Origin of the sequence: Streptomyces sp. NPDC059355, assembly GCF_042752335.1 — a bacterium.
Lineage (GTDB): Bacteria > Actinomycetota > Actinomycetes > Streptomycetales > Streptomycetaceae > Streptomyces.
Window position 1 is genome coordinate 14,414 of the sequence record NZ_JBHYXN010000060.1, and the last position, 17,629, is coordinate 32,042.

Annotated in this window: 8 protein-coding genes, 1 tRNA gene and 2 pseudogenes; 4 read left to right on the forward strand and 7 right to left on the reverse strand. The window is 67.8% G+C overall.

Features of this window, described 5'->3' with window-relative positions:
* Positions 1 to 397: 397 nt before the first annotated feature.
* Positions 398 to 1,165: pseudogene (locus ACFXGI_RS35325) on the reverse strand (transposase); the annotation flags it as partial.
* 132 nt (positions 1,166 to 1,297) lie between these two features.
* On the reverse strand, positions 1,298 to 1,888 hold the full coding sequence (locus ACFXGI_RS35330; protein ID WP_384716022.1) for a TetR/AcrR family transcriptional regulator: 591 nt from the start codon (positions 1,886 to 1,888) through the stop codon (positions 1,298 to 1,300).
* Between the two features lie 90 nt (positions 1,889 to 1,978).
* Here ACFXGI_RS35330 and ACFXGI_RS35335 point away from each other — a divergent pair, with 90 nt between their 5' ends.
* The gene (locus tag ACFXGI_RS35335; RefSeq protein WP_384716025.1) at positions 1,979 to 2,923 is read left to right on the forward strand and encodes an alpha/beta fold hydrolase; all 945 of its coding nucleotides are present in this window, start codon (positions 1,979 to 1,981) and stop codon (positions 2,921 to 2,923) included.
* Between the two features lie 702 nt (positions 2,924 to 3,625).
* Here ACFXGI_RS35335 and ACFXGI_RS35340 read toward each other — a convergent pair.
* A tRNA-Met gene (locus tag ACFXGI_RS35340) sits at positions 3,626 to 3,702 on the reverse strand.
* A 410-nt stretch (positions 3,703 to 4,112) separates the two neighbouring features.
* Between ACFXGI_RS35340 and ACFXGI_RS35345 the strand changes: the two genes are divergently transcribed.
* On the forward strand, positions 4,113 to 4,436 hold the full coding sequence (locus ACFXGI_RS35345; RefSeq protein WP_384716027.1) for a hypothetical protein: 324 nt from the start codon (positions 4,113 to 4,115) through the stop codon (positions 4,434 to 4,436).
* 13 nt (positions 4,437 to 4,449) lie between these two features.
* Here the strand turns inward: ACFXGI_RS35345 and ACFXGI_RS35350 are convergent, their stop codons facing one another.
* The 3 genes and pseudogenes from ACFXGI_RS35350 to ACFXGI_RS35360 form a co-directional block, all read right to left on the reverse strand.
* Positions 4,450 to 4,584: a hypothetical protein gene (locus ACFXGI_RS35350; protein WP_384716030.1), complete on the reverse strand. Its 135-nt coding sequence runs from the start codon at positions 4,582 to 4,584 to the stop codon at positions 4,450 to 4,452.
* 142 nt (positions 4,585 to 4,726) lie between these two features.
* Positions 4,727 to 5,026, reverse strand: a pseudogene (locus ACFXGI_RS35355) (transposase); the annotation flags it as partial.
* A 70-nt stretch (positions 5,027 to 5,096) separates the two neighbouring features.
* On the reverse strand, positions 5,097 to 9,473 hold the full coding sequence (locus ACFXGI_RS35360) for an FG-GAP-like repeat-containing protein (RefSeq protein ID WP_384716033.1): 4,377 nt from the start codon (positions 9,471 to 9,473) through the stop codon (positions 5,097 to 5,099).
* Positions 9,474 to 13,636: 4,163 nt separating this feature from the next.
* Here ACFXGI_RS35360 and ACFXGI_RS35365 point away from each other — a divergent pair.
* Positions 13,637 to 16,129 carry an RHS repeat domain-containing protein gene (locus ACFXGI_RS35365; protein WP_384716036.1) on the forward strand — a complete coding sequence of 831 codons (2,493 nt, stop codon included), beginning with the start codon at positions 13,637 to 13,639 and terminating at the stop codon, positions 16,127 to 16,129.
* Here the strand turns inward: ACFXGI_RS35365 and ACFXGI_RS35370 are convergent.
* Positions 16,068 to 16,820 carry a hypothetical protein gene (locus ACFXGI_RS35370; RefSeq protein ID WP_384716039.1) on the reverse strand — a complete coding sequence of 251 codons (753 nt, stop codon included), beginning with the start codon at positions 16,818 to 16,820 and terminating at the stop codon, positions 16,068 to 16,070. The two genes, ACFXGI_RS35365 and ACFXGI_RS35370, sit on opposite strands and share 62 nt — an antisense overlap.
* 203 nt (positions 16,821 to 17,023) lie before the next feature.
* Between ACFXGI_RS35370 and ACFXGI_RS35375 the strand changes: the two genes are divergently transcribed.
* Positions 17,024 to 17,197 (forward strand): hypothetical protein, encoded by a 174-nt coding sequence (locus tag ACFXGI_RS35375; RefSeq protein WP_384716042.1) that lies wholly within the window; start codon positions 17,024 to 17,026, stop codon positions 17,195 to 17,197.
* Positions 17,198 to 17,629 lie beyond the last annotated feature (432 nt).

Here is a 17,629-nt window from a genome sequence, read left to right on the forward strand (position 1 = left end):
GAACACCCACGGCTTGACGCGTTGACCGCGCTGTTTCGCTTGGGGCGATGAGGCGCCGCTGAGGGGCGGCCGCTGAAGGGGCCGATGCCGTTCCGGTGCTCGGGCACGGCGGAGTCCCCGGCGCGGTGGCCGGTTTCTTCAAGGTCTTTCGGGTCGTGGGTGGTCAGGGGTTTGCCGGTCAGCCGGCCGGGCGGGGCAGTGCGGTGAGGCGGTTGAATGCGGCGGCGAGTTCGTGTCTCCAGGGCCAGGTCGGCGATTTCGCAGGCGCAGGGGCAGACGCCGGCCGCCGCGAGTTCGCCGTCCAGCAGCAGGACGCGCATCCAGGCCGGCAGGCGATCGCCGTGAGGCTGAGTTCGAGCTGTCGGTGAGGAACACCTGGAGGCGCAGGCCCTCGTCCTGCAGGATGCCAGAGGCGGTCGGGCATGGCCCGGATGGCGCCGTGGACCGGTTCGGTGATGGCGTACCCGACCGAGAAGCAGGTCCGGATTCCTCGTCTCCGCAGGTCATTGGCATGGCGGTGGGCGTGGGGGATCTGTGCGAGTGCCTGTTCGAGCACCGTGATGTGATCTCTCGCGGTATTGGCCCCGGCGTTGCCGGGGCGCAGCCGGCCGGACAGTGCCTCGCCGGTGTTGGCCAGGAAGCACAGCAGCGGGTGGAACCCGAATCCGCCCTTGCAGCAAGGTACGGCCGCCTCCTTCTCGGAGTGGCAGGTCACCAACGTGGCGTCGAGGTCCAGGACAAGGCCGGGTAGCACGCGTCCTGCGGCCAGGGCGACGGGTATCCCCTCACCGATCTCGGCGGCCTGCATTCAGGCGACCTCCCGAGCCGAAGCACGGGCCCCTTGCAGCGAAGCCAGTGCCCGCTCGTCGATGTTGGCGAGTAACCGCCAGGCCGTCGGTGTCGAGGCGACCGGGCCGAACACCTCGGCCTGGTCCCGCAGCGCGGCCAGGTCCGAGATGGTCTCGCCGCCGTTGGCGAGCATCACCGCCAGGTCGGTGGCGCTCCGTCCCGGATCATGTCCGGTCCCGCGTGGTCGAAGCGGCCGGAGAGCGGCGGAGTACGCGGCGGTCAGACCCGTGGCATCGGCAAGATCCGCCAGCAACCGTGCTCCGGCACCACCAACGCCCCCCACCCCATCAGCAGTGACATGGACCCTGGGACGCATCCGATACCTGCACGTAGAAAGTGCCCTCCCCCTGGACTGACAGAACCCCTCAGCAAGGTTCATCGTCCCAGGTCAGGAAGGCATTTTCGGGTTTCCGCACCAACAGCCGCCGTACCCAGGCGAACGGCGAGGCTAGCTCCGGGCACGCAAGGCGTGTGAGAGCGCACTCATGCTGATGTCGATGACCGTGCGGAGCTGCTTCTGGCTCGCCCTGGTCTTGCTCATCACGGCCAGCGACTGGTTGACCGCCGTTAGGTGAACCGCGAAGTCGTCGGCATCGGCTTCGGTCAACTGCGCGGCGTTCAAGGCGGTCCGCAGCCGCGCATGCTGAAAGTCCAGAGCCTCGATCGCGCGTGCGGCGATGGTGGGGCTGAGCGCCGGTGCCGCCATCGCGGTCTGGGCGATCAGACATCCATCAGGTACGTCAGGGTCGGCGATGCGCTGCAGGGTGACCTCGAAGAAGGCCCGGACCGCCTGGAGCGGTTCCTCGGACGCACATGAAAGCGCCTGGTCGTACCTGTTTCCGTACCGCGCGGCGTAGCGGTCCAGGCAGCGCAGGTAGAGCGAGTCTTTGTCGCCGAACGAGGAGTAGATGGAACTGCGGTTCAATCCGGTCGTCCTGGAGAGGTCGTCGAGAGACGTGTCGGCGTATCCGGCCCGCCAGAACTGGACCATCGCCGCGTCGAGCGCGATGCCCACGTCGAACTGCTTCTTCCCGGCCATCACGCATGCACCTCGTTCTTGTACCAGCCGTTGCGGCCCTACCCATCCTATCTTGAACTGATCAGTTCAAGATGCAGTAGGCTCAAAAACATGACCGACGACGCTATGGCCCCGAACCGCTCCTGCGACCAGAACCCGGTCCCCGGGTTGCCGCTGTACGACCTTGCGGGTTTCACTCACCGCTGGGTCGACGCGGAAGGAATCCGACTCCATGCCGTGGAAGGCGGCCGGCCGGCCGGTCCCACCGTCGTCCTGCTCGCCGGATTCCCGCAGACCTGGTGGGCTTGGCGAAAGGTGATGCCAGGCCTTGCCGAGCGATTCCACGTGATCGCGATCGACCTGCCGGGGCAGGGCCACTCCGACCGCCCTCAAGGGGGCTACGACACGCACACCGTCGCTTCGCGTGTCCAGGCCGCGCTGACCGTGCTCAACGTGCCGAAGTTCTGGCTCGTCGCCCACGACATCGGGGCCTGGGTTGCCTTCTCGCTGGCCCTGAAGTACGAAGAGCGCCTGCATGGTGTCGCTCTGCTTGACGCCGGCATTCCCGGAATCACCCTCCCGGGCTCCATCCCAACGGACCCCGACCGGGCCTGGAAGACCTGGCACTTCGCCTTTCACTTGGTGCCCGAACTGCCCGAGACTCTGCTCACCGGCCGCGAGCGTGACTACGTCGGCTGGTTCTTGAAGGTCAAAGCTCTGTCCCCGAACACCTTCGACGGCGCCGAGATCGATCATTACGCCGCCGCCATCGCGGCCGAGGGAGGGCTTTCGGCGTCTCTCGCCTACTACCGCGACGCCGCGGAATCAGCGCGCAAGAATCATGACGCCCTCGAACGGGGGCACTTGACCGTCCCGGTCCTGGGAATCTCCGGCTCCCACGGCTCGATCCCCGACATGGCCGCCTCCGTCAGTCCGTGGGCAGTGAACGTGACCGGCGTCGTGATCCCACAAGCCGGACACTTCATTCCCGACGAGCAGCCCGACGCGACTGTGGACGTGTTGACCGCGTTCATCGATCACGAGCGTGTCGGGTAGTTCGCGACGCGCGGGTCAGTCCGGCGACGTCGGCGAGATCAGCCAGCAGCCGTGCACCGGCATGACCCACCACTCCTGCGCCGTCGGCGGAGACATGAAGCCAGGGACGCGAACCGATACCCTTCCTGCACGGAGAAAGTGCCTTCCATCCTGACTCTCCCGATCTCCGGGGACGCCCCATCGGACCAGGCCGAGCACTTTGAAGGGCAGCTGACCGCAGGCGATCCCCGTGCCACCGCCGAGGTCTGGGGAGGCTCGCATGATGCCGAGCGACTCGGCTACCCGTGGCCGCCGGTCGACCCGCTGCACATGTGAACAGCAGGGAGAAGCGGTCTTGGGCCTCTCCCTGCCGTTGACCACCACTCGCATCCGCGTTTCCCATGGGAAACGTGACCGTGCGAGTGAGGGATTGCGAGACGCTGATCATGTCGATCGTGGGGAAATGCCTGACCGTCGACAGATGGTGTCGGCCCGGTCGTTCAACGAGGTGCCGCAGTGCCGGGCCCGGCGATCGGGCAGGCCGAGCAACTGTTCACCCGATGCCGCGTGGTGCCCGTGTTCACTCGATCAGGTTGACGTCCCGGGCGGAACCCGCCAGCCCCCGCGCTCCTGGACCCGCACCAGCCGACCCGGCCTGTGCCCGAGGCGTTCCAGCACGGCGGAAGGGCCCGGATCCATGTCAGGATCCGGGCCCTTCCGGTGTGGTAGCGGGGACAGGATTTGAACCTGCGACCTCTGGGTTATGAGCCCAGCGAGCTACCGAGCTGCTCCACCCCGCGTCGGTGAACCCCACCTTACGCCACTACCCGGCCGTGCTCCGACCGGATTTTCGGCAAGTCGCCGTTCACGGGCTCCTCCGGGGAGAGGGGGCGGCGTCCCGGGGCGTCTGGCGCTTGGGGGCGGTACACGCTTTCGGGTGTTCGCCGCTCGCCTGCCCGCGGGTGTGGGCGTGCTGACTCAGGGCGTGGTGGTGGGCGCGCCCGCGGGCCAGGTGTCACCGGACGGCCGGAGTGAGCTTGTGTCGGGCCGGTTGTGCAGGGGGAGTGGTTATGGGGTGGAAGAGCGAGGAGTACGGGCCGTCGCATGAGGGCTGGGCGGGCGCCCTGCTCGCGGACGGGAGCGAGCCCGGCCCGCTGTATCTGGATCCGGGGAGCGGATCCGATTTCCATGAGACGCGGGAGTGGTGGGCTTGCAGCGGCATTCTGAACCGGCCTCGCGCGGTGCCTGCGCCTGTGGCTGGCGCGGTACCCCGCGGTATCCGATCGACTACGAGGTCGCGGACCCGGCTGCCATCTACGAGCCCGTCATCGAACGCCCGCAGGACGACTGGGAGCGCCACCTCGACGAGGTCGAGGCGAGGACGGTACCGCTGCCCGAGGAGCTGACCCGGCGGGTCGCGCGGGACGCCGCCTTCATGGCTGAGGCCGACGAGCTGTCCTGGGAGTCGATCGTCACCGCTCTGGGCTTGACCGAAGGCGCGGCCCGCACCCTCTATGCCCCCGGCCGGTCGTAGCCGGGGTCGGGGGTCAGGCGAGGCGTGAGCCGATCCGGAACCGCATCTCGCCCGCGGCCCGGCGGATGCTCTCGCCCTGGTCGGTGTCCTCGAGCAGGCCGAGGAACACCATCAGCGCGCGGGCCTCGTCCTCGCCGATGAGATTCAACGGGGTGCGGTCACGCCGTCGAGCAGGGCGTCCAGTAGATCCGGAGTCTCGTCCATGCCGGGGACAAGCTGTACGGGCCCGCACGCCACCTTGGCGACACAGGCCCGTCCGGCCGCTGGTGCTCCGCGCGCGCTCCGTCCGCCACGCAGGCCAGCGGCAAGTCCGTTCTGCCTACCTGGGCCCCCTCCGCGATGGGGCCTTCCAGCAGGGCGGTGAAGACACCAAGCGTCTCGCCAGATGCGGAAGCGTCCGTAGACGGTGGCCCAGGGGCCGAACTCGGCAGGCATCTCCCGCCACTGGGCACTGGGCACTGGCCACTGGACCGGAACCGCCGGATCGCACCCTCGAACTGCTCCCGCACCCGCTCCGGGTACGGGCCGTACCTACCGATCGGCAGGTACGGCCCGATGAACTTCCCATGGGCGAGTTCCCTGCGTGTCACGACCACATTCCCCGGATTCCGCCCCTCGAACAGGACGGAACCCAATCCTGATCACGACATAACACAGGCTCTAACTATGGGTGTTGTAGAAGTGGACGTCCTTGTTGAGCCAGGTGTTGGTGGCGGATGACCAGCTGGCTACGGAGTCGTTGAAGTGGCCGTTGTCAGCGGTGTTCGCTGTGTTCTTGGCGGTCCAGGTGAACATCCGGGAGTAGTTGGTGCCGTAGCCGTACATGACGCCGATGTCGTCGCGTCCGTCGCCGTTGTAGTCGCCGGCGACCAGCTGGGGCATGCTGGCGTACCAGTAGCCGGTGGCGGGTGCGGTCCAGGCGGAGTACGGGGCGTTGAACGTGCCGTCGGGCTTGCTGAGGAAGGTGTTGAGGCTGTCGGTGCCGTTGGAGTAGTCGTACCAGGCGACGAGGTCGTCGCGTCCGTCGCCGTCGAAGTCCCCGGACTGGACGTGGGCCTGGTTCCACGAGCCCCAGACACTACTGGTCCAGGACGTGAGCACCGTGTCGAATCCGCCGGTGGGCGACGTCAGGAACGTGTGGATCTTGATGGTGGTCATGTCGCCGTATCCGTAGAAGACCGCGAGGTCGTCGCGCCCGTCGCCGTTGTAGTCACCGGTGGTGAACTTGGCCTGCTTCACCTCCCAGTTGCCGGCGGGCCGGGTCCAGGAGGCGAAGGGTTCGTTGAAGCCGCCCTGGACGTTGGCCGTGAAGGTGAACAGGGTGTCGTGGCCGTCCCCGTAGTCGTACCAAACCGCGAGGTCGTCGCGTCCGTCGCCGTTGAAGTCGCCGGACTGCAGGTACATCTGGCCGAAGCCCCAGTTGCCGGGGGGCCGGGACCAGGAGGCGAAGGGGTTGGCGAAGCCGCCGTCCGGTTTGCCGAGGGCGGTGAACAGGCGGACGCTGCCATTGTCGTAGCCGTAGAGCATGGCGGTGTCAGCGAGGCCGTCGCCGTTGTAGTCGCCGGTGGCGTACTTCATGTTGGCCGCGTAGGCGCTGCCGGGCGGCGCGGCATAGCCCTTGTAGGGGGCGGGGAAGGTGCCGTCGGAGTTGGCTTTGAAGGAGTACTGCTCGTAGCTGCCGTCGGGGTGGCTGTACAGGGCGGCCATGTCGCTGCGTCCGTCGCCGTTGTAGTCGTGGCGGACGGCGGTGCCGCTGGACCACAGGGACTGGCCCTTGACGTTGTAGACGATCAGGTTTCCGCGGTCCTGGAGCAGGGCGTAGGAGCCGGGCTGGTGGGTCGCCGATGCCCATGCGGAGGTCGTGCCGTCGGCCTTGTAGACCACGAGGTTGCCGTCGTTCTGCATGACGGCTTTGGCGCCGGTGCCCGTGGTGCCCGCCGACCAGAGGGTCTTGCCGGCGTTGGAGGTGATGACGAGGTTGCCGTCGGCCTGCAGGGTCAGCTTGGCGGAGCGGGAGGTGAAGGAGGTCCCGGGAGTGAGGGTGGTGCCGGCCGGGATGCGCGATCCGCCGGTGACGCCGTCGATGGGAAAGTCGGTGGTGAAGCCGGTGAAGTCGGTGCCCGTCTTGGCGCCGGGCCAGCCGATCATGGTGTTGTTGCTCCGCCGGGCCCACAGGTCCGGGACGCCGTCCCCGGTGACGTCGCCCACGGAGCCGACGGCGGGGTAGTCGGCAGCGCTGACGCCGTAGCCGACCTTGATGCGGTCCGAAGTGCCCCAGGTGGCGGGGTTGAGGACGCCTTTCCTCTCGCCTTCCTTGCCATAAGTGCGGAAGACGTCGCCGGACCTGTTGTCACGCAGCCACAGGTCGGCGTAGCCGTCGCCATTGAGATCACCGGGGGCTATGACGGTGTACTTGTCCCATTCGTTGCCGCCGACCAGGACGGGTGCGCCGGACTTGTCGAGGGACTTGGAGGCGCGGTCACCGTAGTAGGCCCACAGGAACTTGCCCTGTTTGACCAGCAGATCGGGCTGGTCGTCGCCGTTGATGTCACCGGGGGCGATGATCTGATCGGCGTTGTGCCAGTGGTCGTTGCCGGTGGCGCAGCCGTCGGGATTCTCGTCAGTGGGATCGACGACTTGGGGGCAGGCGACGGTGAGTTGCTGCTTGCCCTCTTTGTAGTCGACGGTGGCGATGCCGGTGCCGTTGTTGGGGTAGGACCACAGCGTGCGGCTGTCGGTGGGGCCTTCGAGGGTGACGAGGTCGTTGTATCCGTCCTGGCCCCAGTCGCCGCGGGAGGTGACCTGGGCGTTGTCGAAGGCCTGGCCGCCGTTGGAGGCTGCGGAGAACTGTTTGTTCCCCTGGCCCGCGTAGGTGAGTAGGGTGCCGTTGGAGTCGATGTTCCAGATGTCGTTGTTGCCGTCGCCGTTGAGGTCGCCGGGTGTGTCGCGGGTGGCGGAACGGGCGGCGTAGTAGACGTAGGTGGCGGTGTCCGAGCGGTTGCCGGCCTTGTCGAGGCTGAAGGCGTAGGCGAAGTGCGGGCCGTATCCGGGCGGCGTGATCTGGACCGTGGCGGTGGCTCCGGCGGTGACGCCGGTGTACTTCACCTCGGGGTCGTCATCCGTGTACCAGCCGTATGAGACGACGTCGGCGACGCCGCCGGCGGCGAGGGTGAAGTCGGCTTTGGTGCGTGCCTTGCCGGTGCCGCCGGGCCAGCCGTTGTCACCGTTGGGGAAAACCGTCGAGTTGATCTTCGGCGGGCTGGCTGGGCGGGTGCGGTCGACGGAGAATTTGCAGGTGGCGCTCCACGGCGAGGATTCGCCTTGGTTGTCCTTCGCCACGACCTTCCAGGTGTAGTCCCCGGCGGGTGTCTTGGCGTCGGGGATCACCAATGTGGCGATGCGGCCCTTGAGCGCGGGGATCGACTGGTCGATGACCGGGGCGCTGGTGCCGGCCTTGAAGAGCTGGAACTGAGCGGTGAGGTTTCCGGCGTCGGGGTCGTCGACGGTGGCGTGCAGGCTGATGGTGGTGTTGCCTATCAGCCCGCCGGTGGCGCAGCCGGTCTTGGGGTTGGTGCCCAGACCCGAGGGAGTCTTGGGCGGATGGTTGTACTTGGTCTCCAGGACAGCGGTTTTGGCGTCGAACTTCTTCCAGCCGTAGGTGTCACCTTCGTTGCCGGCGTAGAGGCCGAGGGTGATGCTGGGCCAGTTCTTGGCAGCGGCGTCCCTGACCTTGGCGGTGGCGTCGAACTCGAGATTGCCGCCGGGGCAGCTGCTGCTGTTCCAGCCCTTGGCGTCGTCGACGGTCGCCAGTTTGGTGAGCTTGTCGGGCTGTTTGTTCCAGGTGGTCTTGGCGCTGATGGGGCCGGTCTGCCACAGCTCGACGGGCCGGTTCTGGCAGGACCAGGACCACACGTTCTTGATGCGGAACGTGGACGAGATGACGCCGGCACCCTTGATGTTGTCGGTGTCGAGCTGGAAGAAGGAGCGGGACAGGCCGCCGGTTTCGTTCTCGTAGCCGACGCGGGCGACCTCCTTGCTGTTCCAGAAAGAGGAGTCGGGGTATTTCTTGTAGACCCGTGTCCAGTTCTCGCGCTGGCCCCAGGCCCAGGACGGGTCGATGAACACCGGGTACTGGGTGCCGGATCCGGTCAGCAGTGTCTGGTCCGGGGTGATGGACAGCGTGTCGCCGGACACCGTGGTCGGCATCTGGGCGTTCTTGGCCCCGGGGGCGGGCTCGAAGGCGTCGCCCTGGGCAGCGGCGTCCGCCGCCTTGACCGACGGCGATGCCTTCTTGGCCGTAGGTGCCTGGGGAGTATCGCTGGTGGCTGTGGTGGAGTCCCACATCAGCGGGGTGGGGGAGGAGAAGACGGTCTGGCCCGCGGGATCGGTGGCCGTGAGGCTGCCGGTCTCGGTATCGGTCGACACAGCCAGGCCGACGGTGTCCATCGCGTATTGCAGCGTGGCGAGCCGTGGGTTCTGGGCCGCGGCGGCGGTCTTGACGACCAGCAGCTGGGAGAAGCCCTCGATCTCAGCCTTGAGTTGCAGGTCCACCCCCGGCAGTACCTCGGCGTAGGTGGCGACGTTCTCGGCCAGGGCTGGTTGGGGGAGAGGGGTCGGCCAGGTCAGGGCCAGCGTGCGACCGTCCTTGACGCCGGACAGGAGCGGCCCGGTGCCGCCGCCGGAGAATGTGACCGCCACGGTCGCGGCCTTGGGCACCACGCGTCCGTCGGAGGTTAAGACCAGTGTGGGGTCAGTGGCCACCCAGGCGCCTTCGCGCCACATCCGTACCGGCGCTCCGTAGCGCTTGACGGAGAACGTGCCGTCCGGGTTGGCCCACTCGTCCGAGGACTCAGTCCGCGCCGACACCACCTCGGCGGGCCGCCCCGTGGAAGCCGCCGACGCCAGCGCTTTGTCCTCCTCGCTGACCGACCCGTCATCCACCGGATCGTCGGCGATCGGCGGGGTGAGCCGGGGGGTGTGCGCTGCTGCGGTCGCCGGTGCCACCAGGGCCGATATGGCGATACCTGCGGCGGCCACCAGAGCCGTGGCCCGGGCCGGCCGCCGCAGCCTTGGTCGTCTACTGCAAACAGAAAAGTGCACTTTGTGCTCCTCCTCGAGCAGGGAGAATTCACGGCGACTCTATATGTGAATCTAAAGGGACGTTGGATTCCGCTTACAAGTAAGGGGGGTGTCGCAGGTGAAAGAGGGGGTGTGAGTGGCATATTCCGCCTCGCGTCGACGGAGCGTTGAATTCGCAAATCGACATAAATGGAATATGTGAGCCTCATTCAAAGTTTCGATCTGGTGCCCTGCTATTGTGCGCCGGTCATTCTCGAACTCAATGAAGGGCTGAATATGAGACTGTTACGCCTGCGCGGATTAGCGGTCGCCGTGACCGCGGCCGCATTGGTGGGGGCGCCGGTTCCCTCCTCGGCAGCGGCCCCGGGAGCGGGCCCGCATCGTCCAGAGGTGAAGCAGCCACGAGCGGTGCCGGTGAAGCCGGTGGCCGTCGGCGGCACGAAGCACGAGGACTACGTGGCGGCGCACCCGTGGCGGGGCGCGCCGAAGGTGACCTGGCCGGCCGCGGGAAGTGCCGACGTCACTCTGCCGTCCGCCGCCGTGGACGGAGCCAGGAGGAGCACGGAGACCGGCCCGCTCCGGCGGGCCGGATCCCTGCCGGTGAGTCTGGCCGCCTCCGCCGCCGGCCCGGGGCCTTCAGGCGCTGGGCTGTCGAAGGCCAAAGTGACGGTCACCGACCATGCGACGGCGCAGAAGGCCGGAGTGGACGGCGTGCTGCTGTCGATAGCCCGCGCCGACGACGCCACCACACCGGCACCGGTGTCCGTGCGCGTCGACTACACCTCCTTCCGGGGCGCCTACGGTGGGGACTGGGCCTCCCGGCTGCGCCTGGTGCAGCTGCCCGCCTGCGCGCTGACCACCCCGGCGAAGCCCGAATGCCGGTTGTGGCAGCCCCTGGTGACGTCGAACGACACCACGTCCGGCACGCTTTCCGCGATGGTCGACGCCGCCCCGCGCACCGCATCCCCCGCCCAGCGCGGTACGGTCGCGGCCGGCGCGACGGTCCTGGCCGCCACGGCGGGCACCTCGAGCAGCTCGGGCGACTACAAGGCGACCTCGCTGCAGTCGTCCGGGGCGTGGACCGCGGGCGGTTCCTCCGGATCCTTCAACTGGTCTTACCCCGTCGGAGTACCAGCCGTCCCCGGAGGGCTGCGCCCATCGGTGGCCATGGGCTATTCCTCACAAAGCGTCGACGGCCGTACGGCAGCCTCCAACAATCAGCCGGGATGGCTGGGTGACGGCTGGTCCTACGAGCCCGGATTCATCGAACGCCGGTACAAGCCGTGCAACGACGACATGACCGGCGCCACCAACACCGCCAAGGTCGGTGACCAGTGCTGGTACAACGACAATGCGACGCTGTCCCTGGGCGGCAAGAGCACCGAACTGGTGCACGACGCGAGCAAGGGCTGGCATCCGGCCACGGACTCCGGCGAGAAGATCGAGCAGCTGACCGGTGCTGCCAACGGTGACGACAACGGGGAGCACTGGAAGGTCACCACGACCGACGGCACCCAGTACTTCTTCGGCCTGAACCGGCTTCCGGGCTGGAAGGACACCACCACCCCGGTGACGAACTCCACCTGGACGGTTCCGGTGTACGGAAACCACCCCGCAGAGCCCTGCTACAACGCCTCCTTCGCCTCTGCCTGGTGCCAGCAGGCATGGCGCTGGCAGCTCGACTACGTCGTGGACCCACACGACAACGCGATGGCGTACTACTGGAACACCGAGTCCAACAACTACGCCCGCAACGTCTCCGCGACCACCGGCAAGGGCACCGCCACGCCGTACATACGCGGCGGCACACTGGACCACATCGACTACGGCCTGCGTTCCAACAGCGTGTACACGGGCAAGGCGATGGGGCAGGTGAAGTTCGACGTCTCCGAACGGTGCCTGCAAGACTGCGGCACCTTCGACGCGGCGCATGCCAAGAACTGGCCGGACACCCCGGCCGACCAGTCGTGCAAGGACAACACGGAGTGCGCGAACCAGATCTCGCCCACCTTCTGGTCCCGCAAGCGGCTGACCTCGATCACCACGAAGGTGCTGACCGGCGGTGCGTACAAGGACGTGGATGCGTGGGCTCTGGCCCAGGACTTTCCGCCCTCCGGCGACGGCATCTCCACCCCGATGTGGCTCAGCTCCGTCACGCGCACCGGCCTGGCGGGCGGAACGGCCGCGCTGCCGCCGGTGACGTTTGCCGGCGAGCCGATGGCCAACCGGGTCGACAAACTCGGCGACGGTCTGGCCCCGTTCATCCGGCTGCGGATGTCGCAGATCATCTCGGAGACCGGCGGCGGCATCGGCGTCACCTACTCCGACCCCGGCTGTACCGCCGCCAGCCTGCCACCGGCCGACGGATCGAACACCTCCCGCTGCTACCCCGTCAAGTGGGCGTTCGAAGGAACGACGGCACACCAGGACTGGTTCAACTCCTACGTCGTCACACAGGTGGTCGAGGACGACAACCTCGCCGACAGCCCCAACACCGTCACCTCCTATGCCTATCCCGACGGCGCCACCTGGGTGAAGTCCGCGGACGAATTCACCAAAGCGGACGACCGCACCTACTCGGTGTCCCGCGGCTACGGACGGGTTCAGACCCGCACCGGCACCGGCAGCGACCCCAGAACGCTCTCCGAGAGCAGATACTTCCGGGGTATCGACGGCGCGGAAGTGGAGAACTCCGCCGGAGTCACGGTCACCGACCGAGAACAGTTCGCCGGGATGCCCCGCGAGACGGCCACCTACAACGGTGACGACACCGGCAGACTGCTCTCCGCCACGTCCTTCACTCCCTGGCGCTCCGCGATGACCGCCAGCCGTGCCCGCCACGGTCTCTCCGACCTGACGGCATATGTGACCGGGACCTCCGACGAGCAGTCCCGCACCACCGTCTCCACCGGAACGCGCAATACCTCGGTGCACCGCGAGTTCGACGGATACGGCCTGGTCACATCCGTCTCCGAGACGGGCGACACCGCCAAGTCCGGTGACGAGAAGTGCACCACCACCAGCTACGCCCGCAACCCTGGCAGCTGGCTGCTGGCGAAGGTCTCCCGGGTCGAGGTCGTGGCGGTCCCGTGCGGAGCGGCCGTCTCCCGGCCCAAGGACGTCGTCAGCGACACCCGTACCTCCTACGACGGCGGAGCCTTCGGCGCAGCACCCTCCAAGGGCGACGTCACCCGCATCGAGAGGGTCAACATCCAGGGCGACGGATACGACACCATCACCAGCGTGCCCACCACCAGCATCTGCGGGGCCGGCAAAAACCAGCCGTGCTACGACCCCTACGGGCGGGCCCTCGCGGCCACTGACGCCTACGGGAAGACCTCCACGACCGGGTACACCCCGGTCGCCGGGGAGATCGCCACGCAGTCCGTGGTGACCAACCCACTGGGCCACACGATACGAACGGTTCTGGAACCGCTGCGCGGCCAGCCCGTCACCGTCACCGACGCCAACTCCCGTGTCACCACCACCGCCTTCGACCCGCTCGGCCGGATCACCCAGATCTGGTCACCCGCACGGTCGGCCACGGCCTACCCGTCGCTGCCCAGCTACAAGTTCGCCTACCTGGTGCGCAGGGACGGCCCCATCGTCGTCACCACCAGCGCGCTGAACCTCTCCGGCGACTACCAGACGTCCTACTCCCTGCTCGACGGGCTGCTCCGGGCGCGTCAGACACAAGCCGCCTCACCGGACGACGCCGGGCGGCTGGTCACCGAGGCGTTCTACGACTCGCGTGGCTTGCAATGGCGTAACTCGGGCACGTACTACGCCGACGGAGCGGCGGAAGGCGTCCTGGTGACCGCAACCGACCTGCGGTATCCCTCTTCCACCGAGACGGTCTTCGACGGGGCGGGCCGCCCCACCGCGAATATCGCGCTCCGGTTCGGCACCGAGACCAAACGCACCAGCACCAGCTACACCGGCGACACGACCACCATCGTTCCGCCGGCGGGAGGAAAGGCCACCACCACGGTCACCGACGCGCTGGGGCGCACCACCGAGCTGAAGGAGTACACGAACACGGCCCACACCGCTTCGCAGTCCACGACCTACACCTTCAACTACGCGGTGAAAGGACCCAGGTCAAAGACCCGTCCAATGCGGTGTGGCAGTACACCTACGACACCCGGGGTCGTCAGATCCAGGTCAGCGACCCCGACAAGGGAACTGCGACCGTCACCTACGACACGGGCGACCGGGTCACGGACACCACGGACGCGCGAGGCATCACCCTGCACAGCGACTACGACGTTCTGGGCCGCCGCACCGCCGTGACCGAAGCCGCCACCAGCGAGCACGCGGCCCGCAAACTCACGGAGTGGACGTTCGACACTGCCACCGGCGGCGCCGGACAGCCCGCCACCTCCACCCGCTACGACAACGGCCAGGTCACCTCCGTCAGCACGGTCAAGTCGTACAGCTCGCTCTACAAGCCCGCCACCACCGAGCTCACCATTCCCGCCGGGCAGCCGTTGGCAGGGACCTACAAGTGGAGCACGGCCTACTTCCACACCGGCCAGGTCAAGTCTTCGACCCAACCCGCCCTCCCCGGACTGCCCGAGGAGGACGTCACACCCAAGTACAAGTACAAATCCACCATGCCCGTCGGGCTCGCGGCGGGCACTGACTCCCTGGTCGCCAGCGTCACCCCCGACCACTACGGGCGGAGCAGCATCGAGGAGTACGGGACCTTCGAGGCAAAGCTGACATCCACGTACGCCTACGACGACCACACCGGCGCCCTCACCGACAAGATCACCGACCGGGAGGTGGCGCCCAAGCGGGTGGAGGACGACCACTACGTGTACGACCCCGCGGGCAACATCACCGCCATCTCCACCTCCACTGGCCAGGACGCGACCCGCACGACGGACACCCAGTGCTTCGCGACCGACCCCCTGCGCCGGATCACCGAGGCCTGGACCGCGACCGACGGGTGCAAGGCCACGCCCACCAGCGGCGCCGCGAACACGGTCGGCGGCCCCGACACCTACTGGACGTCGTACACCTACGACCCTGTCGGCAACAGGAAGACCGAGACCCAGCACACCACGGCGGCCGGGCCGGCGAACGATCTCAGCCGCACCTACACCGCTCCACCCGCGGGCAAGCACACCCTGACGTCGGTCAGCGTCTCCGGCACCGATGTGGACACGTACACGTACGACCCGGCCGGCAACATGACGACCCGCAAGACCACCGACGGAGCGCACCGCGACCAGACGCTGGTGTGGAACGCCGAAGGCCGCCTCGCGAGCGTCACCCAGGGCGGCGACGTGACCGGGTACACCTACGACGCCGACGGACAGCGCCTCACCCGGAAGGACTCCACCGGCACCACGCTCTACCTCCCCGGAGGCAGCGAAGTCCTGCTGAAGCCCGACGGCACCACCGCGATCGGCACGCGCCACTACGAGTTCGGGGGCAAGACCGTCGCCATGCGCACCGGGGGCAAGATCACGTTCCTGGTCGCCGATCCGCAGGGCACCGTAAGCACCCAGGTCGATGCGGACACGCATGCCGTCGTCCGACGCAAGACCACTGTCTTCGGCGGCCCCCGGGGCACCGCTCCCACCAGCTGGATCGGCGACAAGGGTTTCGTCGGGGGAGTGAATGACGCCTCCACGGGCCTGACTCACCTCGGCGCACGTGAATACGACCCCGCCACCGGGCGGTTCATCAGCGTTGACCCGCTGTTCGAGGCCGATAAACCGCAGACGCTCGGCGGCTACGCATACGGGGAAAGCAACCCCGTCCTCAATTCCGATCCCACGGGGCTGTCCAGCCGTTTTTCGTGCGACCAGAAATCCTGCTCCGACGAAACTCTCTACTCGGAGGAGAGCAGCAAGACTGCCGACAGCTTCACGGCCTCCGGGGACATACGTTCGGGAAAATGCAGAAGCTGCAACATCCGGAACGCCAAGAAGAATCACCCGGAGTATTTCACCGCTGCCAGCCTCGCGGCAGATCTGGCCCGGCGCTGTGCGGCCGATCCGATTCTCCTCGACTGCAATCCTGAGGCGGCGAACTACACGGGCCGGGGCCCCTCGTTCGAAAGCTTCATGACGGACTGGGTCACGGGCCGGGCGGGTAAGGAGCAAACCTTCGGCGACGACAGCGAGATCGCCGAACTCGCGAGTATGACGAGCACCGCTCATCAGGCGCAGGCGGAGGCCATGCGGCTCTGGATCCTCAAAGGGAAGAACAGCGGCAGTCTTTCGCCGAACAGAATATCCGACAAGACGGCGAAAGAGTTGGTCAACCAGGTAATCTTGGACACGGCGTCACTCCTGGGGATGTACGACCCGAACAAGGCGAACCTGTACCTGGGGTCCTTCACCATCAAGTACCAAGTCGTCTCGAGCAGCAAAGCCGGAGTGCAGGTCAGGTTCACGGTGACGAATCCGACGAGTATCTCCTCTCTCCTCCATATCGCGACGGGCTACGGTACGGACAGGGAAAGAGTCGCGCATAGCTTTGACACCGGAGGCAATCTACACGCGCCGTGGATGCCGAATAACACCACGGAAATCATCACGTGGCGCAGCGTGATGTACTATGCCGACTATCCCTCGCCCAGGGGATTCCACGAATAGCATCCGGCCGCTCCCCTTTCGCCGGGGAGCGGTCGGCCGTTGCGCGGACCGTGGCCGGGCCTGAGATGAGCGGCAAGTCGGCGGCCCGCCCCCGCACCAGCAGGGCGGTGTCGCCGGCGGCCACCCGGAACGTCCCGTCCGGCGGCCCGCACCAGGCCAGGGCGACCCGTCCGCCGTCGGCGCGGGCGAGGGTGAGGTCGGCGGGCTCCGTGGGCGCCGCGAGCGGCACGGACCAGGGACCGGTCGCCACCCCGTCGACCCCGCGGACGGCGACGGCGACTTCGCCGTCCGGCACGGGGAACACGGCGGTGCCGTCCGGGCCCACCTGCTGAGGAGTTCCCGGAACCCCGTCGACGTACAGCACCGCCTCGATCGGCACCCCTTCGGGTAGCCCGCCGGCCGTCGCGGCCACGACTAGGCACTCGTCGCAGACCACCGACGCGACGGTCGGCGTGGCCTTCACGACCGGGGCCGTCACGGCTGGGCCTACCGAGCGCCCGGCACGTCGGCGGACCGACACCACGTACGCCGCGCCGCGCGGCAGCGCCTCGGGTACGGCGAGCGTCGGGGTAGGGCTCAGGGTCTCGCGACGGACCGGCACGCCGTCGCGGATCAGAACGGCGTCGTACGCAGTGGGTGCGAAATCCGGCGCCACCACGTCCACCGAGACCGTCGCGCCGTCCGACGTCACCGATGTGACACCCGGCGGCGTGAGCCGGATCCGGAGCGGCGCCGACGGCGGTCCGGATCCCGCCTTGTCGACGCCTTGGACGACGACGCGGTACGCGCCGTCGTCGAACTCGACGGCGATGAGTTCGGGTGGGCGGTGGCTGCTTGACGACGAACGATCCGCCGACGACCGGGGCGTCCGGGTCCGGCGCGGTGCCGTTGACCATGAGCCGCAGCAGGAAGCCGTCGGTGTCGGCGGCCTTCCAGGAGAGCGTCAGGGCGCCGTTCACCGGGTCCGTCTCGGCCCGCTCGACCATGAAGGTCTCGGTGACGATCGGCACCTTCGGAGAGTACGCCGGCTTGGGAAGGGTGCCGTACATCTCGATTTGGGCCTGGTAGACCGGCCGGGTTCCGCGTCGAGGGGTGGCGAAGCGTCGGTCGCCACCCCGACCCACGCCTCTGCAACCGCGCGGTCGTCGTTCAGGAGTGCCGCCCCGCCCGCACATCGCCCTTGCCTGCATCATCCGCAATCCGGCCCAAGGGCGTTTGTAGCAGTCGGACGCACCCGAGCCCTCGCCACAGCACGCCAGGTCACGCGGACGGCTGCGCGGTGCGCTCGGCCGGAGCAGCGGCGAGGACAAGAGGGGAATACCGCAGCTATCGGCCGGGCTTGCACATTGGTCACCAGTGGCGGCTTCCGTCGTGCAAGCCGTCCATGTGGACGGCCACATGGAACCCGGGCAAGCCCCGGGAGCAGCGCTGGAGAAACCGAAGCGCCTTCTGCGTCGCCCTCGGAGCCGGGCCTCAGCATGCCGTAGCCCTGTGCCCGCC

Bases quoted from the DNA above. Each gene is read 5' to 3' on its own strand.
- ACFXGI_RS35330 (WP_384716022.1), bottom strand. From the start codon at position 1,888: ATGGCCGGGAAGAAGCAGTTCGACGTGGGCATCGCGCTCGACGCGGCG.
- ACFXGI_RS35335 (WP_384716025.1), top strand. From the start codon at position 1,979: ATGACCGACGACGCTATGGCCCCGAACCGCTCCTGCGACCAGAACCCG.
- ACFXGI_RS35375 (WP_384716042.1), top strand. From the start codon at position 17,024: ATGAGCCGCAGCAGGAAGCCGTCGGTGTCGGCGGCCTTCCAGGAGAGC.